At 63.7% G+C, this 23551-nt stretch carries 20 protein-coding genes and 1 pseudogene; 11 read left to right on the forward strand and 10 right to left on the reverse strand.

Annotation, left to right across the window (positions count from 1 at the left end; genetic code table 11):
- Nucleotides 1-29: 29 nt before the first annotated feature.
- Nucleotides 30-203: a hypothetical protein gene (locus FOM02_RS42195; protein ID WP_167336514.1), complete on the reverse strand. Its 174-nt coding sequence runs from the start codon at nt 201-203 to the stop codon at nt 30-32.
- Nucleotides 204-449: 246 nt separating this feature from the next.
- Nucleotides 450-704 (reverse strand): hypothetical protein, encoded by a 255-nt coding sequence (locus FOM02_RS42200; RefSeq protein ID WP_027557605.1) that lies wholly within the window; start codon nt 702-704, stop codon nt 450-452.
- 326 nt (nt 705-1030) lie between these two features.
- Here FOM02_RS42200 and ndk point away from each other — a divergent pair, with 326 nt between their 5' ends.
- Both ndk and FOM02_RS42210 read left to right on the forward strand, forming a co-directional pair.
- Entirely contained in the window at nt 1031-1453 is a 423-nt protein-coding gene (gene ndk, locus FOM02_RS42205; protein WP_027557606.1) for a nucleoside-diphosphate kinase, read from the forward strand.
- Nucleotides 1454-1500: 47 nt separating this feature from the next.
- Nucleotides 1501-2361 carry a TerC family protein gene (locus tag FOM02_RS42210; RefSeq protein ID WP_027557607.1) on the forward strand — a complete coding sequence of 287 codons (861 nt, stop codon included), beginning with the start codon at nt 1501-1503 and terminating at the stop codon, nt 2359-2361.
- Nucleotides 2362-2541: 180 nt separating this feature from the next.
- Here the strand turns inward: FOM02_RS42210 and FOM02_RS42215 are convergent, their stop codons facing one another.
- On the reverse strand, nt 2542-2745 hold the full coding sequence (locus FOM02_RS42215; protein WP_159073914.1) for a hypothetical protein: 204 nt from the start codon (nt 2743-2745) through the stop codon (nt 2542-2544).
- Between the two features lie 289 nt (nt 2746-3034).
- Between FOM02_RS42215 and FOM02_RS42220 the strand changes: the two genes are divergently transcribed.
- The 3 genes from FOM02_RS42220 (at nt 3035) to FOM02_RS42230 (ending at nt 9884) form a co-directional block, all read left to right on the forward strand.
- Nucleotides 3035-4966: a TonB-dependent receptor gene (locus tag FOM02_RS42220; RefSeq protein ID WP_051378474.1), complete on the forward strand. Its 1932-nt coding sequence runs from the start codon at nt 3035-3037 to the stop codon at nt 4964-4966.
- Nucleotides 4967-4995: 29 nt separating this feature from the next.
- Entirely contained in the window at nt 4996-6135 is a 1140-nt protein-coding gene (locus FOM02_RS42225) for a PepSY-associated TM helix domain-containing protein (protein WP_092216766.1), read from the forward strand.
- A 389-nt stretch (nt 6136-6524) separates the two neighbouring features.
- Entirely contained in the window at nt 6525-9884 is a 3360-nt protein-coding gene (locus tag FOM02_RS42230) for an adenylate/guanylate cyclase domain-containing protein (protein ID WP_027557610.1), read from the forward strand.
- A 64-nt stretch (nt 9885-9948) separates the two neighbouring features.
- Here the strand turns inward: FOM02_RS42230 and FOM02_RS42235 are convergent, their stop codons facing one another.
- A complete protein-coding gene (locus FOM02_RS42235) occupies nt 9949-11250 on the reverse strand; it encodes a patatin-like phospholipase family protein (protein WP_231164349.1) in 1302 nt (433 codons plus the stop codon).
- 494 nt (nt 11251-11744) lie between these two features.
- Between FOM02_RS42235 and FOM02_RS42240 the strand changes: the two genes are divergently transcribed.
- Nucleotides 11745-12002, forward strand: coding sequence for a hypothetical protein (locus tag FOM02_RS42240; RefSeq protein ID WP_141262990.1), 258 nt, complete (start codon nt 11745-11747; stop codon nt 12000-12002).
- 132 nt (nt 12003-12134) lie between these two features.
- Here the strand turns inward: FOM02_RS42240 and ppx are convergent, their stop codons facing one another.
- The 4 genes from ppx to FOM02_RS42260 all read right to left on the reverse strand — a co-directional run bounded on the left by ppx (nt 12135) and on the right by FOM02_RS42260 (nt 17371).
- Nucleotides 12135-13637 (reverse strand): exopolyphosphatase, encoded by a 1503-nt coding sequence (ppx, locus tag FOM02_RS42245; RefSeq protein ID WP_027557612.1) that lies wholly within the window; start codon nt 13635-13637, stop codon nt 12135-12137.
- Nucleotides 13638-13652: 15 nt separating this feature from the next.
- Nucleotides 13653-15845 carry an RNA degradosome polyphosphate kinase gene (locus tag FOM02_RS42250; RefSeq protein WP_027557613.1) on the reverse strand — a complete coding sequence of 731 codons (2193 nt, stop codon included), beginning with the start codon at nt 15843-15845 and terminating at the stop codon, nt 13653-13655.
- 182 nt (nt 15846-16027) lie between these two features.
- Nucleotides 16028-16705, reverse strand: coding sequence for a DnaA ATPase domain-containing protein (locus tag FOM02_RS42255; protein ID WP_027557614.1), 678 nt, complete (start codon nt 16703-16705; stop codon nt 16028-16030).
- Between the two features lie 123 nt (nt 16706-16828).
- A complete protein-coding gene (locus FOM02_RS42260) occupies nt 16829-17371 on the reverse strand; it encodes a CDP-alcohol phosphatidyltransferase family protein (RefSeq protein ID WP_027557615.1) in 543 nt (180 codons plus the stop codon).
- A 156-nt stretch (nt 17372-17527) separates the two neighbouring features.
- Between FOM02_RS42260 and purM the strand changes: the two genes are divergently transcribed.
- Both purM and purN read left to right on the forward strand, forming a co-directional pair.
- Nucleotides 17528-18601, forward strand: coding sequence for a phosphoribosylformylglycinamidine cyclo-ligase (purM, locus tag FOM02_RS42265; protein ID WP_027557616.1), 1074 nt, complete (start codon nt 17528-17530; stop codon nt 18599-18601).
- Nucleotides 18601-19254 carry a phosphoribosylglycinamide formyltransferase gene (gene purN, locus FOM02_RS42270; RefSeq protein ID WP_027557617.1) on the forward strand — a complete coding sequence of 218 codons (654 nt, stop codon included), beginning with the start codon at nt 18601-18603 and terminating at the stop codon, nt 19252-19254. Before purM ends, purN begins: the two co-directional genes overlap by 1 nt.
- An 82-nt stretch (nt 19255-19336) precedes the next feature.
- Here purN and FOM02_RS42275 read toward each other — a convergent pair whose 3' ends face one another.
- The gene (locus FOM02_RS42275) at nt 19337-19543 is read right to left on the reverse strand and encodes a cold-shock protein (protein WP_008551638.1); all 207 of its coding nucleotides are present in this window, start codon (nt 19541-19543) and stop codon (nt 19337-19339) included.
- 488 nt (nt 19544-20031) lie between these two features.
- On the opposite strand from FOM02_RS42275, the pseudogene FOM02_RS42280 reads away from it, so the two are divergent.
- Nucleotides 20032-21080: pseudogene (locus FOM02_RS42280) on the forward strand (autotransporter outer membrane beta-barrel domain-containing protein).
- A gap of 109 nt (nt 21081-21189) precedes the next feature.
- Here the strand turns inward: FOM02_RS42280 and FOM02_RS42285 are convergent.
- The gene (locus FOM02_RS42285) at nt 21190-22230 is read right to left on the reverse strand and encodes a LysR family transcriptional regulator (RefSeq protein ID WP_027557619.1); all 1041 of its coding nucleotides are present in this window, start codon (nt 22228-22230) and stop codon (nt 21190-21192) included.
- A 72-nt stretch (nt 22231-22302) separates the two neighbouring features.
- Between FOM02_RS42285 and FOM02_RS42290 the strand changes: the two genes are divergently transcribed.
- Both FOM02_RS42290 and FOM02_RS42295 read left to right on the forward strand, forming a co-directional pair.
- A complete protein-coding gene (locus FOM02_RS42290) occupies nt 22303-22920 on the forward strand; it encodes a hypothetical protein (protein ID WP_027557620.1) in 618 nt (205 codons plus the stop codon).
- Nucleotides 22907-23527 (forward strand): GNAT family N-acetyltransferase, encoded by a 621-nt coding sequence (locus FOM02_RS42295; protein WP_027557621.1) that lies wholly within the window; start codon nt 22907-22909, stop codon nt 23525-23527. Before FOM02_RS42290 ends, FOM02_RS42295 begins: the two co-directional genes overlap by 14 nt.
- Nucleotides 23528-23551 lie beyond the last annotated feature (24 nt).

Below are 23551 nucleotides of genomic sequence, written 5' to 3' on the forward strand. Positions count from 1 at the left end.
TTCCGTGACCACAAGCGGTCCGAATCAAATCAATGCGGATCGCGGTCGCGCCGCCTCAGCTCGTCGAGGAGATGCTCGAGATGCGTCGGCAGCCGCGGTTCGGGGCGGATGCTCTGCTGGAGCCGTTCGCCCACGGCATCGCAAATCGAGCGGCTGGTGCGCCGGTCGATCTGTTCGCTGTCATTGGCAGAAGGCCCAGCCATCGCAGAGGTTCCGTGTTCTCAAAGTAAAGACACGGTACCAAGTCCTTGGCCCCCCAAATTGTTTCGCTGGCCGTGGGGAATGCCCGGCATTCTAGTAAAAATTGTATGAATGCGCACGCTATCCGATCAATACAAAGCCCCGGCGCAGGGGGGGACGCCGGGGCTTCGCTTGGAAGGTACCCTGGGGGGAAGGTACCTAGGGGGAAGGTGCTTGGGGCTTTACTTGGGCTTAAGGTGCTGTCGGGCTCAGTAGCAGCGGTTGATCAGTCGCCAGCGGGGTCCCCAGGGGGTCGGGACCAGCCGGCGCACGTAGCAGCCGCCATAACCGTAAGAGACGGGGGCATAGAAGCGCGGGCCGCCCCAGCCGTAGCCGTGGTGCCAGCCGCCACCACCGCCGTGCCAGCCCCAGCCGCCATGCCAGTGAGCGGAGGCGGAGGTCGGTGCCAGCGCGGCACCCAGCGCGACCGCAGCGACGGCGGCAAGCGAAAGTTTCCTCAACATGGTGATCTCCTCAAAGACTGCCGGCGCGGGGCTATCGCGTCGATGAAAGGGCCGCCGAAACGGTCTGCCAAATGATCGGCTTTGGGATCAGGCTTCGGTTTCGATAGGCCCGACCTTACGCCGGCGAAGCTGAACCCAATCCTGACGGGGGTTTCAGATTGGGTTCATCTGGGTGAAATTGTTGTAATCCATGCTTAAATCCTGGGGACCGGCCCTGCGGCGAAGCGCCTGTGCGGCCGTTTGGGCGGTCGCTTGCCGTAACGCGAAGGCGCCGATATAAGCCCCGCAACTCGAAAACCTCCGCTTTCTTCTTCAAGGACAAGATTATGGCCATCGAACGCACTTTCTCGATCATCAAGCCCGATGCGACCGCGCGTAACCTGACCGGTGCGGTCAACGCCGTGATCGAGAAGGCGGGCCTGCGCATCGTCGCGCAGAAGCGCATCCGCATGACCAAGGAACAGGCCGAGACCTTCTATGCCGTCCACAAGGCCCGCCCGTTCTTCGGCGAGCTCGTCGAGTTCATGACCTCGGGCCCGGTGGTCGTGCAGGTGCTGGAAGGCGAGAACGCGATCGCCAAGTACCGCGACGCGATGGGTGCGACGGATCCGTCCAAGGCCGCCGACGGCACCATCCGCAAGCTCTACGCAAAGTCGATCGGCGAGAACTCGGCCCACGGCTCGGACGCCGCGGAGACCGCCGCGATCGAGATCGCGCAGTTCTTCTCGGGCAACGAGATCGTCGGCTGATCTCTCGGCTGACGCGTTAACAAGGCGACGGGGCGAAAGGACGTATTGTGAACTGGCTCTGGCAGATCTTCGATCCCGCTACGATCGGGGCATTCTTCACCCAGTTCCGCAATGAGATGGCCGAACCGACCTTCTGGATTGCGGTCGGCAAGATCATCTGGATCAACATCCTGCTCTCCGGCGACAACGCGCTGGTGATCGCGCTCGCCTGCCGCGGCCTGAAGCCGCGGCACCGGCTCTGGGGCATGATCCTCGGCGCCGGCGCGGCCGTGCTGCTGCGGATCATCTTCACCGGCATCGTCGCCAGCCTGATGGAGCTGCCCTATCTCAAGCTCGTCGGCGGTCTCGCGCTGATCGTGATCGCGGCCAAGCTGCTCGTGCCTGAAAATGAGGACGAGGAGGGCGTCGAGTCCGCCTCGCATCTGTGGCAGGCCGTGCAGATCGTCGTCGTCGCCGACATCGTCATGAGCCTCGACAACGTCATTGCGGTCGCGGCGGCGGCCAATGGCAGCGTGCCGCTGCTGATCCTCGGCCTTGCCATCAGCGTTCCCCTGATCGTCGCCGGTGCGGCGCTGATCATGGCGCTGCTGGCCAAGCTGCCGGTGCTGGTGTGGGCTGGTGCTGCGCTGCTCGGCTGGATCGCGGGCGAGGTGATCGCGACCGATCCCGGCGTCGCGCCCAGGCTGCACACGCTGTTCGAGGGGCCGCTCGGCGCCTCCCTGGACAAGATGCTCACCGGCATGCGCATCCCGCTGCAATTCGGCCATGGCGGAAGTGGCGGCGAGTATCTCTGCGCAGCGCTCGGCGTCGTCGTCGTGCTGGTCGTCGGCACCATCTGGCGCCGGCGCAGCCTCGGCCAGGCCGCGCTCGAATCCTCCGAGCGCCACGCCAAGGCGTCGGCTGAATAATCCCCCAAGCGTAGTTGCGTGATCGGTTTTGCCGGCTCACGCGCCGGCGAGCACCGCAGCTCCCCGCGAACTCTCCCGTCAAGCAGTCTCGCGTGACGCGCTTCGACATGTCGCAGCGTGAATCACAATGTTCGCAACCTCCGGGCGATCTAGAGTTTATCTCATTATAAACTGCTGAAATCAAAAGCCACTTTCGTTGACTCGATAATGCTGCCCGCGGCACGTCGCTCCGTCGTTCATGTTCATGAAATCGGAAGCTGGTGCGATGCCATCGCGAGTCATTTGCCGTCCCATTGCTGTTCTTGCGTCCACCGTCACCGTGCTTCCGAGGTTCTCCAGACCGACAGCCTTCGCGGCCTCAGTCGCCACCATCGCCTTGTTCACTGCCGGCCTGCCGCAGCACGTCAACGCGCAGGGCGCGGCGCCCGCGGCGGAGCGCGAGACCGCGCTACCGGCGGTGACCGTTGTCGGCGATGCGCCGAAGCAGCGCGCGCGTCCCCGCTCCAATCCGGGCCGGACGGCGGCTCGCGCCGGTTCGCGCGCAACTGAGCGGCCAGCGGTTCAGGCGGAAGGAAATCCCGCCGCGCCGAAACCGGGCGCACTCCCGCAGTCCTACGCAGGCGGGCAGGTCGCCCGCGGGGGCCAGGTCGGCCTGCTCGGCAACAAGGACTTCATGGATACGCCGTTCAACATCACGAGTTACACCGCCAAGAAGATCGAGGATCAACAGGCCACGACGGTCGCCGACGTCATCAGCAACGACCCCTCGGTTCGCTTCACGGGGCAGACCGGCGGCATTCTCGACTCCTTCTTCATCCGCGGATTTCCTATCGGCGAGGGCAATGTCGGAGAAATAGCCTTCAACGGCGTCTATGGTGTCGCGCCGAACTACCGCGTGTTCACCGACTACGTCGAACGGATCGAGATCATCAAGGGGCCGACCGCACTGCTGTACGGCATGGCCCCAAACAGCAGCGTCGGCGGCACCATCAACATCGTTCCGAAGCGTGCCGGGGATGTCGATCTCACGCGCGTGACGACTGACTACGCGACGAGCTCGCAGTTCGGTACCCATCTCGACGTCAGCCGCCGGTTCGGCGAGAACCGCGAATTCGGCATTCGCGTCAACGGCAGCTATCACAATGGCGATACGCCGCTCGACAATCAGAGCCGGGAGGCACATGTCGGCTCCGCGGCGTTCGACTATCGCGGTGAGAGATTCAGGGCGTCGCTCGACTTCATCGATCAGGAGGAAAAGTTCGACGCGCCCACCAGGCCGTTTCTGGTCGCAACAGGCGTCGCCGTCCCGACCGCGCCAGTTGGCAGGCGCAATGTCACGCAGGCCTGGGAATGGGCCAAGGTTCATGACAACTCGCTGCTGGCGCGGGCCGAATACGACGTGACGGATTCCGTGACGGTGTTCGCCGATGGCGGTGGCGGCCGGACCCAGGTCGATCGCTTGTTCGGCACGCCGACGATCCTGAACGCGGCCGGCAACACCACGTCGACACCGGGGCACTTCAAATTCGACATCGACAGGGACGTGGCCGACGCCGGTGTGCGGGCCCGGTTCGACACCGCCGCGATCAGTCACGCCGTGACTTTCCAGGGGAGCTATTACACAGACCAGATCGGACGGGGCTCTGTGTCCGGGACGCCGGTGCTGTCCAATACCTATGCGCCGATCGCCCGTCCCGAGCAGCTCGTTCCAGCGCCCGCGACCGTTCCGAAGCTGTCGGACACCGAATTGACCGGCCTTGCGCTGGCAGACACGTTGTCAGTTTTCCAGGAGCGTCTTCAGCTGACCGTTGGCGTGCGGCAGCAGGGCGTCAAGTCGAACAATTACAACACCACGACAGGCGCCGTCACCGCCTCCTACGATCAGACGGCGTTCACGCCGATGGTCGGCGTCGTCGTCAAGCCCTGGAGCAACGTTTCGCTCTACGCCAACTACATCGAAGGGCTGAGCAAAGGCGACATCGCACCGACGACGGCGAGCAATTCCGGAGAGGTTCTGGCGCCTTATTTCAGCAAGCAGAAGGAAGCAGGCGTCAAGATCGATTTCGGCATGCTGGCCACCACGATCAGCCTGTTCGAGATCACCAAGCCGTCGGGACAGCTCGGCGTCGACAAGGTCTTCCGTGCCGACGCCGAGCAGCGTAATCGCGGCCTGGAATTGACCGTGTTCGGAGAGGTGCAGCCGGGCATTCGAGTTCTTGGCGGCGTGACGCTGATCGACCCCGAACTGACCAAGACGAGCACGCCGGCCAATCTCGGCAAGACGCCGATCGGTGTGCCGCAGGTGCAAGCGAACCTGTCTGCTGAATGGGATACGCCGTTCGCGCCTGGTCTGACGCTGGTCGCAAACACCGTCTATACCGGATACCAGTATCTCGATGCGGCGAATGCGCAGGTCGTTCCGGCCTGGACGAGGCTCGACCTTGGTGCCCGCTACACCACGCGCATCAACAACCGGCCGGTGACGCTCCGGGCCCTGGTCCAGAACGTGTTCGACACCAACTACTGGGCCGGCGTTGCGAGCTTCTCCGCGGTGTCGCAGGGTAATCCGCGAACCCTGCTCCTGTCGATGTCGACCGATTTCTGAGCCGGCTCGGCTTGACGCGTGCAATGACGATGTTGCGGGGCCGGAACCTCGCCGGACGTGCGCGGCGTGGGCTTCTATGGACTCATCGCTGGCTCGGGCTGGCCGGAGGTATCGTCGTCGTGCTGATCGGCCTCACGGGAAGCTTCATCGTCTTCTATCGCGAAATCGACGCCGCTCTGAACCCGGCGCTCTACGCGCCTGCGACCCCGGAACAAAGGGTTGTCTTGAGCGAGGTGATCCGCGCGGCCGCGGCGGCGGACGCCGCGCCGATTTCCACGATCCTCGTTCCGGATCGGACCTGGCCGGTCTGGGTCGTCATACATGCGCACGAAACCCAGAGAGGTCATTACCCAAATCGTTGGACGACCATGGTCGATCCGTCAAACGGGAAGGTGCTGGGGCGGCGTGACTATATCAATGCGTTCGCGCTCAAGGTCTATCGTCTCCACTATACGCTGCTGCTCTACGAGTGGTGGGGCAGGGAATTGGTCGGCGTGGCCGGGTTCATGCTGCTGGGCTTGACGGCGTCGGGCTTATTCCTGTGGTGGCCGAAGCCGGGCCGGTTCTGGCGATCGATATCGATCCGCAGGGACGTGTCGCTGCTGCGATTTGTCTTCGACGTTCATGGCGCCGCCGGCTTTTGGGCGCTGTTAGTGCTCCCAGGACTCGCGATCACCGGCATCGGTCTCGTTTTTCCGGACGTGGTGCGTCCCATCGTCGGCGTTCTGTCGCAGCCGACACCTGATCCCTCGCCACGGATCGCAGCACCGCCTCCCGCCGGGACACCGCTGCTCTCTCCCGATGCGATTATGCGACGCGCAGAGGAGGCCAAGCCGGGCAGGGCGGTCGCCATGCTGTCCCCGCCAGGCGAAACGCGCAACACGTGGCGCGTGCAGTTCCGCGCGGATGGCGCTGATCCCGCCGTGCGGGCACGAGGGGCGATCTGGCTCGATCCATGGAGTGGCGCGGTGCTGCACGATCGCACGTCCGATGCCATGTCGCTGGGCGACCGCTATGTGGCCGAACAGCTCTGGCTCCACAATGGCGCGACGTTCGGACTTTCCGGACGATTGTTGGTGTTCGCAGCCGGCATCGCGCCACTCGTCCTCTTCGTCAGTGGCGCGATCATGTGGCTCAAGAAGCGCCCGAGGAGGATCAGGGCGAGCTAGGGCGCGTACTCATACATCCGAGCGTCCGCTTCTGGGCCATGAGGGGACCAAGCTCGGACAAGTCCGGGATGCCTGATCGTGACCCAAAGCGTCATGTCCCTATGCGGACAATCCCGCACAAACTTGGTACAACCTTCGGTTTCTGGCGCGTTACTGACATCCATGTCGAACGCCAAGATGTCCGCCTTCGGCGGGCTGAGCACACGCGGCCGTGGCGCCGACTGATGGCGCCTTTTGACCCTGAGCGGACATCGCTTGCCAGCATCCAGTTTTCGCCGGAGCCCTTATCAATTGGGCGAGAGGTCGGGCGATCTGCGCTTCTGGCGATAGATGCGCCTTCGCAGGCTGTTCCAGTGTGCTATTCTCATTGCATAAGCCATAGGTATCCCATGACAGGTACTGCAGAGTGGCTCGCATCGATCGGTTTGGGCGAGTACGCCCAGCGTTTCGCCGAGAATGCCATCGACCTTTCCGTCATTGGCGACCTCACGGAGCAGGACCTCAAGGACCTCGGCGTCCTGCTCGGGCACCGGCGCAAGCTGCTGCGCGTGATCGCAGACCTCAAGGGTGACGTCCTCGGATCGGCTCAAGCGGCCGCCGGACCAGCGCCGCGGGACAGCGCCGAGCGACGCCAGCTCACGGTCATGTTTTGCGATCTGGTGGGCTCGTCGGCACTTTCGGCCCGACTGGATCCAGAGGATCTGCGCGCGGTCATCCGCGCCTATCATGCCTGCATCGCGGAGATCATCGCGCGGAGCCAAGGCATCATCGCGCGGTACATGGGGGATGGCGTGCTCGCCTATTTCGGTTATCCCCAGGCCCACGAGGACGATGCCGAGCAGGCAACACGCGCCGGGCTCGCGCTGGTCGATGCCGTCGCCAACCTCGAGACGGACGTCAGCACCCAGTTGCAGGTCCGCATCGGCATCGCGACCGGCATGGTCGTGGTCGGCGACCTGATCGGCGAAGGCGCCGCCAAGGAGCAGGCGGTGATTGGCGAGACACCGAACCTCGCCGCTCGCCTGCAGCAATTCGCCGAGCCCGGCACGGTGCTGATCTCCGAGAGCACGCACCAGCTCACGGAAGGATATTTTGAATATCGCGATCTCGGGCCTGTTGCGCTTAAAGGATGGTCGGAGCCTATACCCGCCTGGCAGGTGCTCGGGATCAGCGGCGTGGAAAGCCGCTTCGAAGCGCAGCACAAGACTCGACTGACACCACCGATCGGGCGTGACGAAGAGATCGAGCTGCTGTTGCGGCGCTGGCAGCATGCTGCGTCAGGCGAAGGCTGCGTCGTGCTTCTCACCGGCGAGCCAGGCATCGGCAAGTCGCACATAGCACTGGCGCTGCAAGAGCGGCTGCAGGCGGAACGGCACATCACGGTGCGCCATTTCTGCTCGGCGCATCACACCAACAGCGCGCTGCATCCCTTCATCGCCAACCTCGAACGCGCCGCCCGGTTCGAGCGAGGCGAGACGCCAACGGAGAAGTTTGCCAAGCTCGAGGCTCTGCTCCTGCGCTTCGGTGGTGACGCGGACCGTGTCGTGCCGCCCCTGGCCAACCTTCTGTCGCTGCCGATCAGCAACCGCTACCGTCTGCCCGAGCTCAGTCCGCAGAACCGCAAGGACGTCACGCTTGCCGCGCTGTTCGACCAGCTCGACGCATTGGCGGCGCGGCAGCCGGTGTTCGTCATCTTCGAGGATGCCCATTGGGCGGACCCGACTTCACTGGAGCTGCTCACGGTCACACTGGAGAAGGTACCGCGGCTTCGCGTTTTGCTGCTCATCACCGCGAGACCGGAGTTCACGCCGCCCTGGCCTAGCCATGCTCATGTGACGACGCTCTCGCTCACGCGGCTGAACCGCCGCAACGGGGCGGCATTGGTCGAGCGTGTCACGGCGGGCAAGACGCTTCCCGAGGAGGTCATGGACCAAATCCTCGCCCGTACCGATGGCGTGCCCCTGTTCGTCGAGGAGTTGACGAAAGCCGTGCTCGAAACCGGGCTGTTGCACGAGCAGGACGACCATTACACGCTCAGCCGTCCGCTGCCCCCGATGGCGATTCCGACTACATTGAGCGCATCGCTGATGGCGAGACTGGACAGACTAGCCCCGGTGAAGGACGTGGCCCAGATCGGCGCCGTCGTCGGGCGCGAGTTCTCCTACGAACTGTTGAGCGCTGTTGCCGGGTTGCCGGCGCAGAGGCTCGAGGAGGCGCTTGCCCAGTTGGTTCGGGCGGAGCTGATATTCTGCCGGGGCGAGATACCGCGGGCGGTCTATACCTTCAAGCATGCGCTGGTGCGGGACGCCGCCGAAGCGGGACTTCTGAAGAGCCGGCGCGCCGCGCTGCATGCCACCATAGCCGATGCGTTCGAGCAACGATTTCCGGAAATCGTGGAGGCTCAACCCGAAACCCTCGCACTCCACCTGACGGAGGCGGGACTGTTCGACAAGGCCAGGGACTATTGGCTCCAGGCAGGCAGGAAGGCGGCCATGCGCTCCGCCAACCTCGAAGCCATCGCGCATTTGCGAAAGGGCATCGAGGTCTTGGCCCATCTGGCCGACGGCGCAGTGAAGGACAGGCTGGAGCTTGATTTTCAGTTCGAGCTGGGACCATGCCTGATCGCCACCCTGGGGCCGGCCTCGCCTCAGGCCGTGGCGACCTTCGCGCGCGCACGCGCGCTTTGCCAGCGCCTCAACGATCCCCCCGAACAACTGCAGATCATGTTCTGGTTGACCACAGCGAGCGTCATTCGTGGTGAGCTGCCGGTCGCCGAGGAAATGATCTCGGCGCTGCTCGATCTCGCCGAAGCGCGCCACGATCGACCGACGCTGCTCAACGCGATGCGCGGCCAAGGCATGATTCGCCTTTTCATGGGACATCTCACGGGCGCGCGCGAGGTGATCGAACGGGCCTTCGAGACGTTCGAGGCGAGCAGCGAGCAGGACAGATTGGCGGCGCGGGCCGCCGGGCAGGATGCGGGCGTGGCCGACCTTGCTCTGATGTCATGGGCGCTGTTATTGCTGGGCCACCCCGATACGGCGCTCGCACGTGTGAATGCTGCCATCGAACGCGCAGATGCCATCAATCATCCGCACTCCCAGGCTTACGCGACCTATTATGCGTCCATTATCCACGCGCTTCGGGGCGAGTTCCTGACGGCGCACCGCTACGCGGACCGCTGTCTCAGCTTGTCGGAAGAGCACGCATTCAGGCAATGGCGGGGATTGTCGCGCGCCGTCCGGGGGATAAGCGCCACCTTTCTTGATCCCTCATCCGCCGCGCTCGAGGAAATCCAGGCTGCGATGAATGAATATCGTGGCGCGGGCTATCAGCTCGGCATCACGGCACTGTACGTGCTCCTGGCTCCGGCCTTGTTGTCGAGCCATCAGCGCGAACCTACGCTGGAGCTGATCGAACAGGGCCTCGCCACGACCGGCCGCAACAGCGAACGGATATTTGAGGCCGAGCTGTACCGGCTGAAAGCGGGCGCGTTGCTCGTCCGCGGCGCATCGGAAGCTGCCACCGAGCCGCAACTACTGCTCGATCGCGCATTGACAATCGCAAGAAGCCAGCACGCCAAGGCCCTCGAGCTTCGAGCTGCAACAGACCTTGCCGCGTTGTGGATCGATGAGCGGAAGCACCAGCAAGCGTTCGACCTGCTCGCGCCCATCCACGCCTGGTTCACCGAGGGTTTTGAAACACGGGACGTCAAGCAGGCAAAGGCGTTGCTCGACCGCCTGCGGTAGTTCTGGCTGAACTACAGATAGAGTGACGTGACTCAGCAGGTTGCAAGGCCGGTTTACCCCGGCGTCAAGCGTCGAATTGCTGACGACATTCCTGATAGGTACCTTGCACCTCCCGCCATTCCTTCGCATGGTCGTTCGCCGGATCCTCGTTGATGAAATGTGGCCCGGGATGCGGCGGACGATCTTGATGTTCGTAGTATGCGGCAATCGCTTGTTCCGCGGCGGCTTTCCCCAACTTGCGCCCACCATGCAGGTTGCTGTGATTCCATTTAAAATTGATGTGCCCCGGCACATGAATCTCCACGACTGTGCCTTGCCACCGACTGTCCTTTTTCCCGTCGCACCGGACGTGGTACTTGAAGAGCTTGACGTCGTCTTCGCCAACGGTTGCTGCGAACAATTGGCAGAGATTTGCCAAGGCATCGTGAAGGTTTTTCGGTTTGCGGACTTGCTTCGCATCGACGATCCGGCTCACCCATATTTCGTCGAGCTCATCGCCCGGCTTATGATGCTCCTGGATCAGGCTCTCGAAGTTGACCGTGTCGATCAGCGCTCCCTCGCAATATGTAACCTTGTCGATCTCCACCGTTTCTTCGATGAAGGGAAGGGCTGAACACGCGCACAGACTGGATGCAGTGATGGGCACGTTGTACTCAATGTCCTTGGCCCTCCGAGTCTGATCAAACTCACGGTTGGAAAACAACGCGAGCTTGTGATCGTCGAGATTCCAGGCGTTGTGAAATATGAACGGCTTTTCGGGCTTGTTCAGCTCGTCGAAATTGATGCCGTTCATGAATTGGCTCTGCGGATAGTTGATCCTGGAGAGGCCGGTCACATGGGACAGATACATCATCGACGTGGCATAGCGAACGAAAGGATTTGGTGCCAACACCTGATTGAGAATCCATCTATTTCTGTCGCCCTCGTCCGGGATCGTGAACCTTCCCCCGCAGCCCCTATTTGGGCGTTGAGGGAACCAGAGCGACATGGTTTTCTCGACGGCACTCGCCATCGCCTGCGGATCCCACAAATGCTTATAGGTATTGGCATCTGTGACGAAGTCGGACATAGCCTTGCTGATGGTTCCCCAATCCGGGCCGAACACCGTGTTGATGGGAAAGCGCTTGTAGCTTTCGTCGTCGCGAAACACGTTATCCCTGAAGAATTCATAGGTCCTTTTCGCCCTGTATTTATTCGCAACTACTTTGTCGTCGAACTGGTTATAGACAATCCCAACCCAGGCGCCGATGCACGACAATGCCCACACGTCGAAGGTTATTCCTGCATTGGCGAGAGCTTCCAGAACCCCGATATGCAGCCCTGCTGCCGGGCCCCCACCGCCAAGCGTGATCGCTCTCTTCACCATCGGAACCTCCATCTGATTTATCGTTTGGCTTATTCTCCAATCAACGTTCTGAGTTGCGCGAAGAGATTTGTCGTTCTTGGGCTCCCGGCCGCACAGAATGCCCTCGAACCAAATTTGGCAGTTCATGGAGTCAGCATTGAGAAATACGATACATGCGACCGAGCGGTGAACGTCGATGTTCGATCTCGAACCTGCTGATCCCACTGGTGCACGTCGGCCAAGGGCCCGGTTAGCGTACCGCGGTCTCACTCGTCCATTTGTGAACCACTTCACGTACGATACTTATCGCCGATCATGGCAGCGGGCCTGTGGTCCAAATCGCGGCTTCCGCTCCTGGCCGTGGCTGGAGGTCCCGGTGGCTGTCGACGCGTCCGCAGTTGGGCGGAGAGCGGAAGCCGCGAAGATCGGCCATGACCCGAGGCGGAGATCGTTTGCGGGGAGGGAACTGAAGCGGGACCCGCCTGTTGGTTCGATCAGCCAAGCGGAGTCTCGCAATGCGGATCATTCTGATAACGGCAGTCGGCTGGGCGTTGTCGTGCGGATTTGCGGCAGCGCAGACCGACCCCAAGGACATGACAACTGGACGCTCGGCACCAGAAGAAAAAGGTCAATTGCAGCCACAAGGTTGGACCGGACCGCTGGACACGAAATCGGGGGGCGCGCCGCCGGAAAGCCCGCAAGGTCAAAGCCCCCCGGGAATGCAGGCAGCGCCGGACGGATCAACCAAGGTGGTGACCGAGCCACGTAAGTAAGTCTTACTTGGTTTGTCGTCGCGAAGTCGGACTCACCCGGGATGAGCCGAGGCGTAACGTCTGCTTGTGGCCCTTAGCGGTCCTCAGTCTTCGACGACGTGATGTCTGCTTTCACAGGTGGAACAGACTAGCCTACCGCCGCACGATCGAGCCGTTGCGGCCGATCAGGCGGGCGAGCTGGCGGAAGCGGCTGCCGACGCGGTCGGCGACGAGGTCGACGAGCCGGTGCTCGAACACCAGCATCAGACTGCGGCCCTGGCTGCGGAAATGCGTGGCCGGCAGCACGCCGGGACGTGCCGCCGAGATCAGATGGGCGACGCGAAACGCCGCGCCGAGCAGGCGGGCACGTTCGAGCTGGGCCGGCGTCAGCAGCTCCTGCATCGTGGCCGGCGGCTGGTTCTCTTCGCTGAGGCCCGCATAGCGATAGAATACGGACAAGCCGACGAAGGCGCGCTCGGTGTGAGTGATGGCGCCGAAATTGGCGTTGACGACAAGGCTCAGCGTCTGCTCGCCGCGATGGTCCGGATGCACGCGCCAGCCGATGTCGGAGAGCAGGCACGCGGTGTGGCGCAGGCGGCGATCCTCCGGCGTCTCGCGCAGCTTCACCACGCGCACCAGGATATCGGTCCAGGCGATCAGCTCGCGGGCATGCTTCGCCGAACGTGACAGCAGCTGGTTCAGCTCCTCGGCCGCGCAGATCAGCCCGTCCTTGTTGCGCTCGCTTTCCGTGAGCTTCTCGTGCAGCAGGCCCTCGCGGACGCCGAAGGTCGAGAACACGATGGTCTTCGGCTTTGCCACGCGGATGATGTGCTCGAGCACCAGCGCCGCATAGGTGAGGAGCGGGCGGCGAGCGTCGGCGACGACCTCGATGTCGGCGAGCATGCCGGTGGCGGCAAGGCGGCGCAGGCGGCGCGAGAAGTCGAGCGCCTCAGCCGCGGGAATGGAGTAGCCGTGCATCACCTGCAGCGGATAGCCGCTCTGGATGATGTGGATGCGCGCGAGCGCGCGCCAGGTGCCGCCGACGGCGTAGAAGGCACGGCCGCGGCCTGCGACGAGCTGCGGCACCTCATCGATCTCCTCGCGCACGATGCGGTCGGCGCGCTTGAGCGATTTGTGCGCGAGGTCCTGGAGCGCGAGGCCGCCGAGCGGCAGCGTCACGCCGCTGCGCACGCTGTTCCGGCGCACGTCGATCAATTCGAGCGAGCCGCCGCCGAGATCGCCGACGATGCCGTCGGGAAGATGGATGCCGGAGATCACGCCGAGTGCCGACAGCCGCGCCTCGCGCGGGCCGGACAGGATCTCGATCTTCACCGCGCAGATGCGTTCGGCCTTGGCGATGAAGTCGGGGCCGTTGGAGGCGTCGCGGCAGGCCGCGGTCGCGATCGCGAACACGCGGCCGACCTGCATCACGCGGCACAGGGCGCGGAATCGCTTCAGCGAGGTCAGCGCCTTGTCGACGGCGTCAGGCGCGAGCAGGCCGGTGCTCTGCACCTCGCGCCCGAGGCCGCACAGCGTCTTCTCGTTGAAGATCGGAAGGAGGCTCCGCGTCAGCCCCTCATAGACGACGAGACGGACCGAGTTGGACCCGATGTCGATGACCGCGACGCTCGAGCCGCGCTTGCGCGGCCGCTTCACGTCGACGGTCCCGGATCAGGATTGATGACGTTCATTACGGCGCGTGAGGCGGCGCGGCGAGGATTCCTTGAGCGACTTTCCACGGCCAGACAGACTCGGATTTGTCATGAAGTAGTTGTGCACGTTGAAAGGCTCCTCGCCCTTCGCGGCCTTCATACGCGTTGAGGACCCGTCCGGCAACAACTGCCAGCTCTGCTCATTGTCCTTCAGGTTCGCGACCATGATCTGTTCGAGAACCTGCTGATGCACCGTGGGATTTTGCAGCGGACACAGCACCTCGACGCGGCGGTCGAGGTTGCGCGGCATCATATCGGCGGACGAGATATACACAGCAGCTTTGGCGCTCGGCAGGCCCTGGCCCATGCCGAAGCAGTAGATTCGGCCGTGTTCCAGGAATCGCCCGATGATCGACTTGACGCGGATATTCTCCGACAGGCCGGGAATGCCGGGCCTGAGGCAACAGATGCCGCGCACCACGAGCTCGACCTGCACGCCGGCTTGCGAGGCTTCATAGAGCGCGTCGATGATGTCGGGATCGACGAGCGCATTCATCTTCATCCAGACCGCGCCGGGACGGCCGTGCTGGGCATGCGCGGTCTCGCCCTGGATGTGCTCGATGATGCGCTTGCGCAGGGTCAGCGGCGATACCGCCATCTTCTCCAGATCGCTCGGAGCAGCATAGCCGGTGATGAAGTTGAACACGCGCGCAGCGTCTCGGCCGATGGTCGGATCGGAGGTGAAGTAGGAGAGGTCGGTATAGATACGCGCGGTGACCGGATGGTAGTTGCCGGTGCCGGTGTGGACGTAAGTCGTGAGGCTGCCGCCCTCGCGGCGCACCACCATCGAGAGTTTCGCGTGCGTCTTCAATTCGAGGAAGCCATAGACGACCTGCACGCCGGCGCGCTCGAGGTCGCGCGCCCAGCGGATGTTGGCTTCCTCGTCGAACCGAGCCTTGAGCTCGATCAGCGCGGTGACGGACTTGCCGGCTTCGGCGGCTTCCGCAAGCGCGCGCACGATCGGCGAGTTGTTGGAGGTGCGGTACAGCGTCTGCTTGATCGCGACGACATCGGGATCGCGCGCGGCCTGCTGCAGGAACTGCACGACGACGTCGAAGGATTCGTAAGGATGGTGGACGATGAGGTCCTTCTGGCGGATCGCCGCGAAGATGTCACCGCCATGCTCGCGCACGCGCTCGGGATGGCGCGGCACGTAAGGGGTGAATTCGAGGTCGGGCCGGTCGAGGCGGGTGAGCTGCGAGAGCTCGTTCATGGCGAGCACGCCATCGACCAGGAACACTTCGTCATCGGCGGCCGACAGCGCGTGCTGCACGAAGCTGCGCAGCTCCTCGGGCATCTTGGCGTCGATCTCGAGCCGGATCACCGATCCGCGGCGGCGGCGCTTCAGCGCGGTCTCGAACAGGCGGACGAGGTCTTCGGCCTCTTCCTCGATTTCGAGCTCGGAGTCGCGGATGATGCGGAAGGCGCCCTGGCCGTGCAGATTGTAGCCGGGGAAAAGACGGTTGATGAACAGGCCGGTCGCCTGCTCCAGCGAGAGCAGGCGCACCGCCTTGCCCTCGGACGGCAGGCGGATGAAGCGGTCGATCTTGCCGGGCATGCGGATCAGCGCGTTCATCTGCTTGCCGTCGGCCTCGCGCGTGAGCTGGAGCGCGATGGTGAAGCCGAGGCTCGGAATGAACGGGAAGGGATGAGCCGGGTCGATCGCGAGCGGCGTCAGCAGCGGGAACACGTTGTTGAGGAAATAGTCCTCGATCCAGGTCCGCTCCGCTTTGGTGACGTCCTTGCCGTCAACGAGCACGATGCCGACATCGGCCAGCGTGCCGCGCAGGTCGCGCCAGATCGCCTGCTGGTCGGAGGCGAGCTGGGAGACGGTGCGGTTGATCAGCGCAAGCTGCTCGGACGGCGTCAGGCCGTCGGGCGCGCGTTCGGCAATGCCCTCGCGCACCTGGGCCTTGATGCCGGCGACGCGGACCATGAAGAACTCGTCGAGGTTATTCGCCGATATCGACAGGAATCGCACCCGCTCCAGCATGGGGTGGCTGGGATTGACCGATTCCTCCAGGACGCGGCGGTTGAAATGCAGCCAGGACAGCTCGCGATTGATGAACCGCTCGGGGCTCGTGGCGATTGCCGGCAGGCCCTCGGTCTCAGGGGCTTTTTCTTTAGTTTCAACGGCTTGCGCTGAGTCCATGAGAAGTCGGTCCATCCAGTTCGCCCCACCTTGCGACTTATGCGCAAAAACCGGCGGGAGCATGTGTTAGTGCGATGACGTTTCGATGACATTGATGTTCCGCCGTCGCGCCGCGTCAAGCGGCCAAGGGCGACAAGGGGAGCAAGAGCGGCAAAGAGCGGAAAAGGGCGCCCGAGCGGCGCTCAGGCGTCCCGCAGCAGCTCGGCGGCCAGCGCCCGTGTGACGGGACGGCCGAGCCGGAGGGCCTCGCTGTCGAGCAGCTCTACGGCCTGTCGGGCGGCCGCCGAGGACCGCTCCAGGCGGGTGGCGAGGTAGCTGACGATGCTCTCGTCCATCGTGAGCTGGCGGTCGGCGCAGAACTTGACGATCAGGCCGCGGAAGAGCTGGTCGTCGGGAGGCAGCAGCGAGATCACGGGCACCGCACGCAGGCGCGAGCGCAGGTCGCGCAGCTCGATCTCGAGCGATGCCGGCACGTCGCGTCCGGTGAAGAGGATGTAGGCACCGTCCTCACGGGCGAGGTTCATCAGATGGAAGAGGGCGCGTTCGTCAAAATCCCCGGCCTTGAGATCCTCGACCACCAGCGCGCCAGTGGCGAGCGCGCCCGGGACGCCTGCGGCGGTCAACGCATTGGCCGTGGTCGAGCGGGCGCCGGCCTCTTCGGCCCAGATCGCGGCGAGATGGCTTTTGCCGCTGCCTTCGGGACCGGCCAGCCACATGATCCGGTTCGACCAATCCGGCCAGCTGTCGATCAGGGCAAGGCCGGCGGCGTTCGCGGGGCCTTCGAGGAAATTGTCCCGGCTGAGGCTCTCCGCATGCGGAAGCGAAAACGCCAATTGTCGGGGATGAACGCGGCCTGCCACGCTTGCTTTGCTCCATGCCGGCGTGCCGGCCGTGTTTGACGAGATTCGACTTCATCGAGCGGGAGTTGGCCTGTTGCGGGGCCAAGTCCCTCACCGAAAAGTCGTCAACTCACAGATCCCAACTCACTTGGCCTCGATCGTGCTCATGTGCCGCAGCCACTCGACGAGATAGAGCGACACCGAGGAGAGCGTGAAGACCGTGACGAGACCCATCAGGATGATATCATAGGGCGCTGGCTTGAAGCCGAAGGCAAGGGCGGCCAGCACCAGCGCTGCGTAGGACACCTGGGCCGCTGTGTTTAGCTTGGATACTTTCGACGGCTTCATCTCGACGGGCTTGTCGAACAGCCAGGATACGATCACCGCTGCGACGATCATGATGTCGCGCGACACCACCAGGATCACGATCCAGCGCGGGATGTCGCCCCAGATGCCGAGCGCGAGGTAGATCGACACCAGCAGCGCCTTGTCGGCGAGCGGGTCGAGCAGGGCGCCAAGCTCGCTCGTCATGTTGAAGCGCTTGGCCAGGAAGCCGTCGACGGCGTCGCTGATGCCGGCAATCAGGAAGACGGCGAATGCCACCTCCATTTGGCTCGACACGATGGCCCAGACGATGATCGGGACCAGCATGATGCGGCCCAGGGTAATGATGTTCGGAATACTCACGCGGCGCTTCCCGGCACCCGGTCTGACCTCGAATCCGGCCCCCAGGGAGGCTGAACCGGTTGATATCTCTACATAGTATAGGGCGGGGCGCCACGCTTGCCATTGCGCGTCCCCGGAATTCGACGTAACCAGCCGCAAACCCACTGGAAATCGGGCATGACCGACCGCAAAAACGGCCTCACTTACGCCGATTCAGGCGTCGATATCGACGCGGGCAACCGCTTGGTCGACCTGATCAAGCCGATGGTGCGCGCCACCGCGCGGCCCGGCGCCGACGCCGAGATTGGCGGTTTCGGCGGCCTATTCGACCTCAAGGCGGCCGGTTTCAAGGACCCGGTCCTGGTCGCCGCCACCGACGGCGTCGGAACCAAGGTCAAGATCGCGATCGAGACCGGCCTGCATGGCGGCATCGGCATCGACCTCGTCGCCATGAGCGTCAACGACCTCGTGGTGCAGGGCGCCGAGCCGCTGTTTTTCCTCGACTATTTCGCCTGCGGCAAGCTCGATCCGGAGGCCACGGCCTCGATCGTCGCGGGTGTCGCCGAAGGCTGCCGGGAATCCGGCTGCGCCCTGATCGGCGGCGAGACCGCCGAGATGCCCGGCCTCTACAAGGATGGCGATTACGACCTCGGCGGTTTTGCCGTCGGCGCCGCCGAGCGCGGTACGCTGCTGCCGCGCAAGGATATCGCCGCGGGGGACGCCGTGATCGGCCTTGCCTCGTCGGGCGTGCACTCCAACGGCTTCTCGCTGGTGCGCAAGATCGTGGAACAATCCGGCCTCGGCTTCGAGGCGCCGGCTCCGTTCGCACCGGTGATGACGCTCGGCGGCGCGCTGCTGACGCCCACGAAGCTCTATGTCAAATCCTGCCTGCGCGCGATCCGCGAGACCGGCGCGGTGAAGGGGCTCGCCCACATCACCGGCGGCGGTTTCACCGACAACATTCCGCGCGTGCTGCCGAGCCATCTCGGCGTCGGCATCGACCTCGCGCGCCTTCCGGTGCTGCCGGTGTTCAAATGGCTGGCGCACCAGGCCGGCATCGCCGAACTCGAAATGCTGCGCACCTTCAACTGCGGCATTGGCATGATCGCGATCGTCGAGCCCGACAAGGTCGAGGAGGTCGTGCGGGTCTTCGCCGATGCCGGCGAGACCGTGGCGCAGCTCGGCACCGTGATCCCGGCCGAGGGCGAGCATCGCGTCGTCTATAACGGCCATCTCGACCTGGCGCTGTGATGAAGCGCCGCGTCGCCATCCTGATCTCCGGCCGCGGCTCCAACATGTCCGCACTGATCAGGGCCGCCAGCGCGCCGGATTTCCCTGCGGAGATCGCGCTCGTCATCTCGAACAAGGCCGACGCCCTCGGGCTCGAACGGGCCAAGGCGGCCGGCGTGAACACGCTGGTGATCGAGAGCAAGCCGTTCGGCAAGGACCGCGCCGGCTTCGAGAATGTGCTGCAGGCAGCGCTCGACCAGCATGGCATCGAGCTGATCTGTCTCGGCGGCTTCATGCGCCTGTTCACGGCCGAGTTCACCAAGGCCTGGTACGGGCGGATGCTCAACATCCATCCATCGCTGCTGCCGTCGTTCCCCGGCCTTGATCCGCACGGCCAGGCCTTGCGCGCCGGAGTGAAATTGTCCGGCGCGACGGTGCACTTCGTGATCCCCGAGACCGATGCCGGCCCGATCGTGATGCAGGGCGCGGTGCCCGTCAGCGACCACGACACCGCCGACACGCTGTCGGAGCGCATCCTCGAAGTCGAGCACCGCATCTATCCCGAAGCGCTGCGGCTGCTCGCAACTGGCAAGGTCCAGATCGAGGGCGATGTGTGCAGGACGGCGGGAAGCTCTGCGTCGGAGAATTTTCTGGTTGCGCCTGTGGTGGGCTGAAGCGCGAGTCGTCGTCACAAACGAAATCCCCCGGCAGAGCCGGGGGCAACGTCATGATCTCTCGCGCTAGGCTTGAGAGACATCAGGAGACCTTGAGGTTCTCCGCGGATGATTTGCCGCGGTTCTCCACGAGGTCGTATTCAACCACCTGGTTCTCATTGAGTGTCGAAAGTCCGGCGCGCTCGACGGCGGAGATGTGGACGAACACGTCCTTGTCGCCGCCGTTCGGCTTGATGAACCCATAGCCCTTGGTCGGGTTGAACCATTTGACGGTGCCCTTTTGCGGCATCCTCAGTCTCCTCCACTAGATACAAAAAAGACGCGGCCGCTGTTTCGCGTGCCACGCCACAAACGGGCTTCCGGAAGTCTGTTCGAGTCTTGAGTCTCAATGTCGCGAAACGCACAGCCGAGCGGCCAATTCCGATTGTGTCGAATATTGCAACATGAAAATCGCCCGTTAGCAAGCCGCGCGCGATTTTCAAGAGCGGTCCGGCTATCTGCAGCCGCTATTTCGAACCTGTGGCAGCGGAACCACAATCCGGGGCAATCACTCCTGCTCGCGCCCTGCACCCGATTGACCCACCGTTGCAGTTCAGCGCAAATCGTCGCATGCAGCGTGGCGCGTGTTGCATTTTTGCGCGTCGCTTTTCGCTTTGGGATTTTGTCGTTATGCGCTGCACGTCGCAGCTCTCGGGGACACGGCGGGCGATCCGGTTGGAGGGGAGCGGTGGTATGCCCATGCTCCCGCGCGCCAAGGCAATCGTCACCACATTTGTCATGGCAATTGTGGTGACGATTGGCCTGACCGTGGCCGCGACGCCCGCCTTGGCGCAGAGACGGCCGCCGCCTCCGACGCCATCGCCAACGTCGGCCAATGACGACCAATCCGCCGGCAACGCCGCGCTCGATCTCGGCTCGGGCTTTCTGGAGCGGCTCGGCAACCAGGCCTCGGGCGGTTTCAACCGCGCCTTCCGCACCAATCCAGGTGGCGGCGGCGCGTCGGCGAGCACGGAAGATCCGCGCTACCGCACCTGGTTCGAGGGCTACGGCATCTCGGTTCGCACCGATGCGCAAGGCGACTTCGTCGGCGACAAGCGCAAGACCTTCGGCGGCGTTGCCGGCTTCGGCGCACGGGTTGCGCCTGGCGTCAATCTCGGCTTCTCGGTCGACCAGAGCCACACCGACATCGACGTGCCGCTTGCGCTGCAGTCCGCAACGCTTGACCTGACGCAGCTCGGCTTCAACGGCTCGGTCGACAAGGGACCATGGACCTGGGCCTTCGCGCTGGTGCACGGCTTCGGCAAGGTCCACTCCAGCCGGGATACCGGCTTCGGCCTTGCGACCGCGGGCTATCGCGCCGCGGTCGACGGCGCCCTGACCGAGATCAGCTACTACTGGACCAAGGACCAGATGCGCATCGTGCCCAAGGGCGCGGTCGAATATGTGCGCGCCACCAGCGCGGCATTCCAGGAGGCCGGCGGCCTTGATCCGCTCAACGTCGGTTCCACCACCCTCTCACGCGCGCGCGTCATGATCGGCGCGAGATCGGCCGCTACTTCATCCTCGACCAGAAGATCCTGGACCTGTCCGCCTACGGCAAGTTCGTCGACAATTTCCACCAGGACCTCGGATCGATTCAGGTCAGCCTGGGGACCCAGAGCATCGTCGTGCCCGGCATCGGCGAGAGCCGTTACGGCATGGATGCCGGCGCCTCGGCCTCGCTCAGCCTGACCAACACGGCGCGGCTCTACGTCAATTACGACGGAAAGTTCCGCAACGAGCTGACGTCGCACCAGGGCACGGCCGGCTTCGAATATCGTTGGTAAGCTGGATCCCGCTGGCGTCTAAAACGCGATGGGATGAAGATGAATCACCATCGCGCTTTTTGAGCATGATCTTTCCGGAAAACCGCTACGCACTTTTCCGCATCATGCTCTACGTCGGCGTCGCCGCGACGTAACCGCTCAGTCCAAACCCTTCGCGCACGGCCGTCATCATCGGCACCAGCGCGTTCGGGTGGATGAACTCGTCGCGGAAGCAGGGATAGGTCCTGGGATCGAAGATCCTCTTCAGCCAGTCGACCACGATCTTGTGGCGTTCGGAACTGCGGAACTCCCTGTGATAAGTGAGCCAGAGATCGGCGTGGTGGCTGACGCCGAGATCGACGGCGACGAGCGGCGCGCCGAGCGCGATCGACACGGTCGGCAGGAAGCCGATGCCGGCGCCGCGTTCGACCGCATAGAGCGCCCCGACGGATGAATTGGTCTTGATCCCGACGATACCTTCGAGCGACGTCAGCCCGAGAATGCGGGCATAGGCGCCGTCGTCGATTTGCGGGGCGGTCTGTTTGACGATGCGATGGTTCTTCAAATCGGCGAGCGTTGCCGGCAGGCCGTAGAGGGTCTCGTATTCCCTGGAGACGAAGGGATAGATGTGGAGGCGGCCGAGCTTGGTGACGATCAGATCGGGATTGGTCGGCGGCTCGAGCTGGATCGCGATATCGGATTCGAGCCGCGCGACGTCGGCCTGCTCCATCGCGCAGCGCAGGTCGACGGTGATCTTGTGATAGGTCTTCTGGAAGTCGATCAGCCGCGGCAGGATCCAGAAATTGCCGGGGCCTTCCGTCACCGCGACGCGCACGGTGCCCGCGGTGTCGTTCGACGAGCGCGAGGCGCGGCGGAAGACGTTGAAGGCGTGGCGCTCCATGTGCGCAACGTCGGCGATCATCGCGGTGCCTTCGTCGCTGAGCGTCAGCCCGCTCTGGTCGCGCAGGAACAGCTTGCAGCCGATGCTCTCTTCGAGCCGATCGATCCTGCGCATCAGGGTGGTCGAGGTGAGCCCGAGCTCCTCGGCCGCGTTGCGAAAACTTTTATATTTTGCGCACGCTAAAAACAGCTTCAAATCGTCCCAGGATGCATCCAGGGCTTCTTCACGGTGCTGCATCATCGCAGCACCCCGGTGCAATAACTGCTGCATACTCCTGATCCCCAACCGCTAAGCTCAATGTCGTAGCGGGGCGCTGAAGGCTTCGAACGATAGTGGGACGACATGAGTATGGAAAGGGGCTCGTTTGCCGCAAGGCATGATTTCGATGCGCTGCCGCAAAGCCCGGACGTCGATGTCCGTTGCGCGCAATTTTCCGAAATTGCGGCGCTTTCGGAAATGGCGCATCGGCTGGTGCCAGGCGTAGAGATTGGCGCGGCCGAGCTCGCGAAATATCTCACCTTCGATCCTCAGAGCATCCTGACGTTCAGCCGCAAGGGCAAGCTGCTCGGCGGCATGGCCTTCCTGTTCCTGAGCGAGCGCGGGCACGATGCGCTGCTGCTCGACGAGATCTGCCTGACCGCGCCCGAGACGCACTATCTCGCCGCGCCAAGGCAGGACGTTGCTGCCATCTACATCTGGGCGATCGCGGCGAGTGGTCGTGGCATCGCCGGTCTCGGCAAGGCCGCGGCTCATCTGCGACAGCTAAGGTTTCGCAGCGCCGATTGCTATGCGCAGCCGTCAACCGTGGCCGGCCGCGGCATCATGAGGGCGACAGGATTCGAGCCTGTCCCAAGCTTCCAACCCGACCTCTGGTGCTACCAGCGTCCCTGGCACAGGCAGCCGATGCGCATGCCGGCCGCGATCATTCACGCAAGGAGTTTTGCAGATGCACGGTACTAGGATTCCTCTCGCCAAGCCCGACTCCCGCGCCATCACCATCCGCCTCGCGCGCGACCCGAACGATCTCATGCTGGTCACGGCGATCCGCTCCGCGGTCTATCTCGCCGAGCAGGATTGTCCGTTCGAGGAGGAGTTCGACGGCAACGACATGGTTGCCGCGCATTTCATCGGCTATGTCGGCAACGAGCCCGCGGGATGCCTGCGGGTTCGCTTCTTCGGCGATTTCGCTAAGGTGGAGCGGCTCGCGGTGCGGCACCAATATCGACGCTCGCGGGTCTCGTTCAAGCTGGTGCAGGCCAGCGTCGACTATGTGAAGCGCAAGGGGTTCCGCAAGATCTACGGCCAGGCGCAGGACCGGCTGGTCGATTTCTGGGCCCATTTCGGCGCCAAGCCGCTCGGCCACAATCGCAAGATCACCTTCTCCGATTTCTCCTACACGGAGATGCTGCTGGAGATCGAGCCGGGACCGGATGCCATCACGCTGGAGAGCGATCCCTATGTGATCATCCGCCCCGAGGGCGATTGGGATCGCCCGGGCGTGCTCGACGCATCCGCGGGGCGGGCGGTGACTTCGCCGCTGCGGGACCTCGCACTCGCTGATCGATGAAACTGGTGCAGCTACGCGCAAGAT

Origin of the sequence: Bradyrhizobium sp. SEMIA (genome assembly GCF_014844175.1) — a bacterium.
GTDB lineage: Bacteria > Pseudomonadota > Alphaproteobacteria > Rhizobiales > Xanthobacteraceae > Bradyrhizobium > Bradyrhizobium arachidis.

What these genes read in the sequence shown, in the direction of transcription:
- purM (WP_027557616.1), top strand. Translation starts at nt 17,528, where the DNA reads ATGACCGACCGCAAAAACGGCCTCACTTACGCCGATTCAGGCGTCGAT.
- ndk (WP_027557606.1), top strand. Translation starts at nt 1,031, where the DNA reads ATGGCCATCGAACGCACTTTCTCGATCATCAAGCCCGATGCGACCGCG.
- FOM02_RS42250 (WP_027557613.1), bottom strand. Translation starts at nt 15,845, where the DNA reads ATGGACTCAGCGCAAGCCGTTGAAACTAAAGAAAAAGCCCCTGAGACC.
- FOM02_RS42285 (WP_027557619.1), bottom strand. Translation starts at nt 22,230, where the DNA reads ATGCAGCAGTTATTGCACCGGGGTGCTGCGATGATGCAGCACCGTGAA.
- FOM02_RS42295 (WP_027557621.1), top strand. Translation starts at nt 22,907, where the DNA reads ATGCACGGTACTAGGATTCCTCTCGCCAAGCCCGACTCCCGCGCCATC.
- FOM02_RS42225 (WP_092216766.1), top strand. Translation starts at nt 4,996, where the DNA reads ATGTTGCGGGGCCGGAACCTCGCCGGACGTGCGCGGCGTGGGCTTCTA.
- FOM02_RS42220 (WP_051378474.1), top strand. Translation starts at nt 3,035, where the DNA reads ATGGATACGCCGTTCAACATCACGAGTTACACCGCCAAGAAGATCGAG.
- FOM02_RS42290 (WP_027557620.1), top strand. Translation starts at nt 22,303, where the DNA reads ATGAGTATGGAAAGGGGCTCGTTTGCCGCAAGGCATGATTTCGATGCG.
- FOM02_RS42275 (WP_008551638.1), bottom strand. Translation starts at nt 19,543, where the DNA reads ATGCCGCAAAAGGGCACCGTCAAATGGTTCAACCCGACCAAGGGCTAT.
- FOM02_RS42240 (WP_141262990.1), top strand. Translation starts at nt 11,745, where the DNA reads ATGCGGATCATTCTGATAACGGCAGTCGGCTGGGCGTTGTCGTGCGGA.
- FOM02_RS42200 (WP_027557605.1), bottom strand. Translation starts at nt 704, where the DNA reads ATGTTGAGGAAACTTTCGCTTGCCGCCGTCGCTGCGGTCGCGCTGGGT.
- FOM02_RS42230 (WP_027557610.1), top strand. Translation starts at nt 6,525, where the DNA reads ATGACAGGTACTGCAGAGTGGCTCGCATCGATCGGTTTGGGCGAGTAC.
- purN (WP_027557617.1), top strand. Translation starts at nt 18,601, where the DNA reads ATGAAGCGCCGCGTCGCCATCCTGATCTCCGGCCGCGGCTCCAACATG.
- FOM02_RS42195 (WP_167336514.1), bottom strand. Translation starts at nt 203, where the DNA reads ATGGCTGGGCCTTCTGCCAATGACAGCGAACAGATCGACCGGCGCACC.
- FOM02_RS42235 (WP_231164349.1), bottom strand. Translation starts at nt 11,250, where the DNA reads ATGGTGAAGAGAGCGATCACGCTTGGCGGTGGGGGCCCGGCAGCAGGG.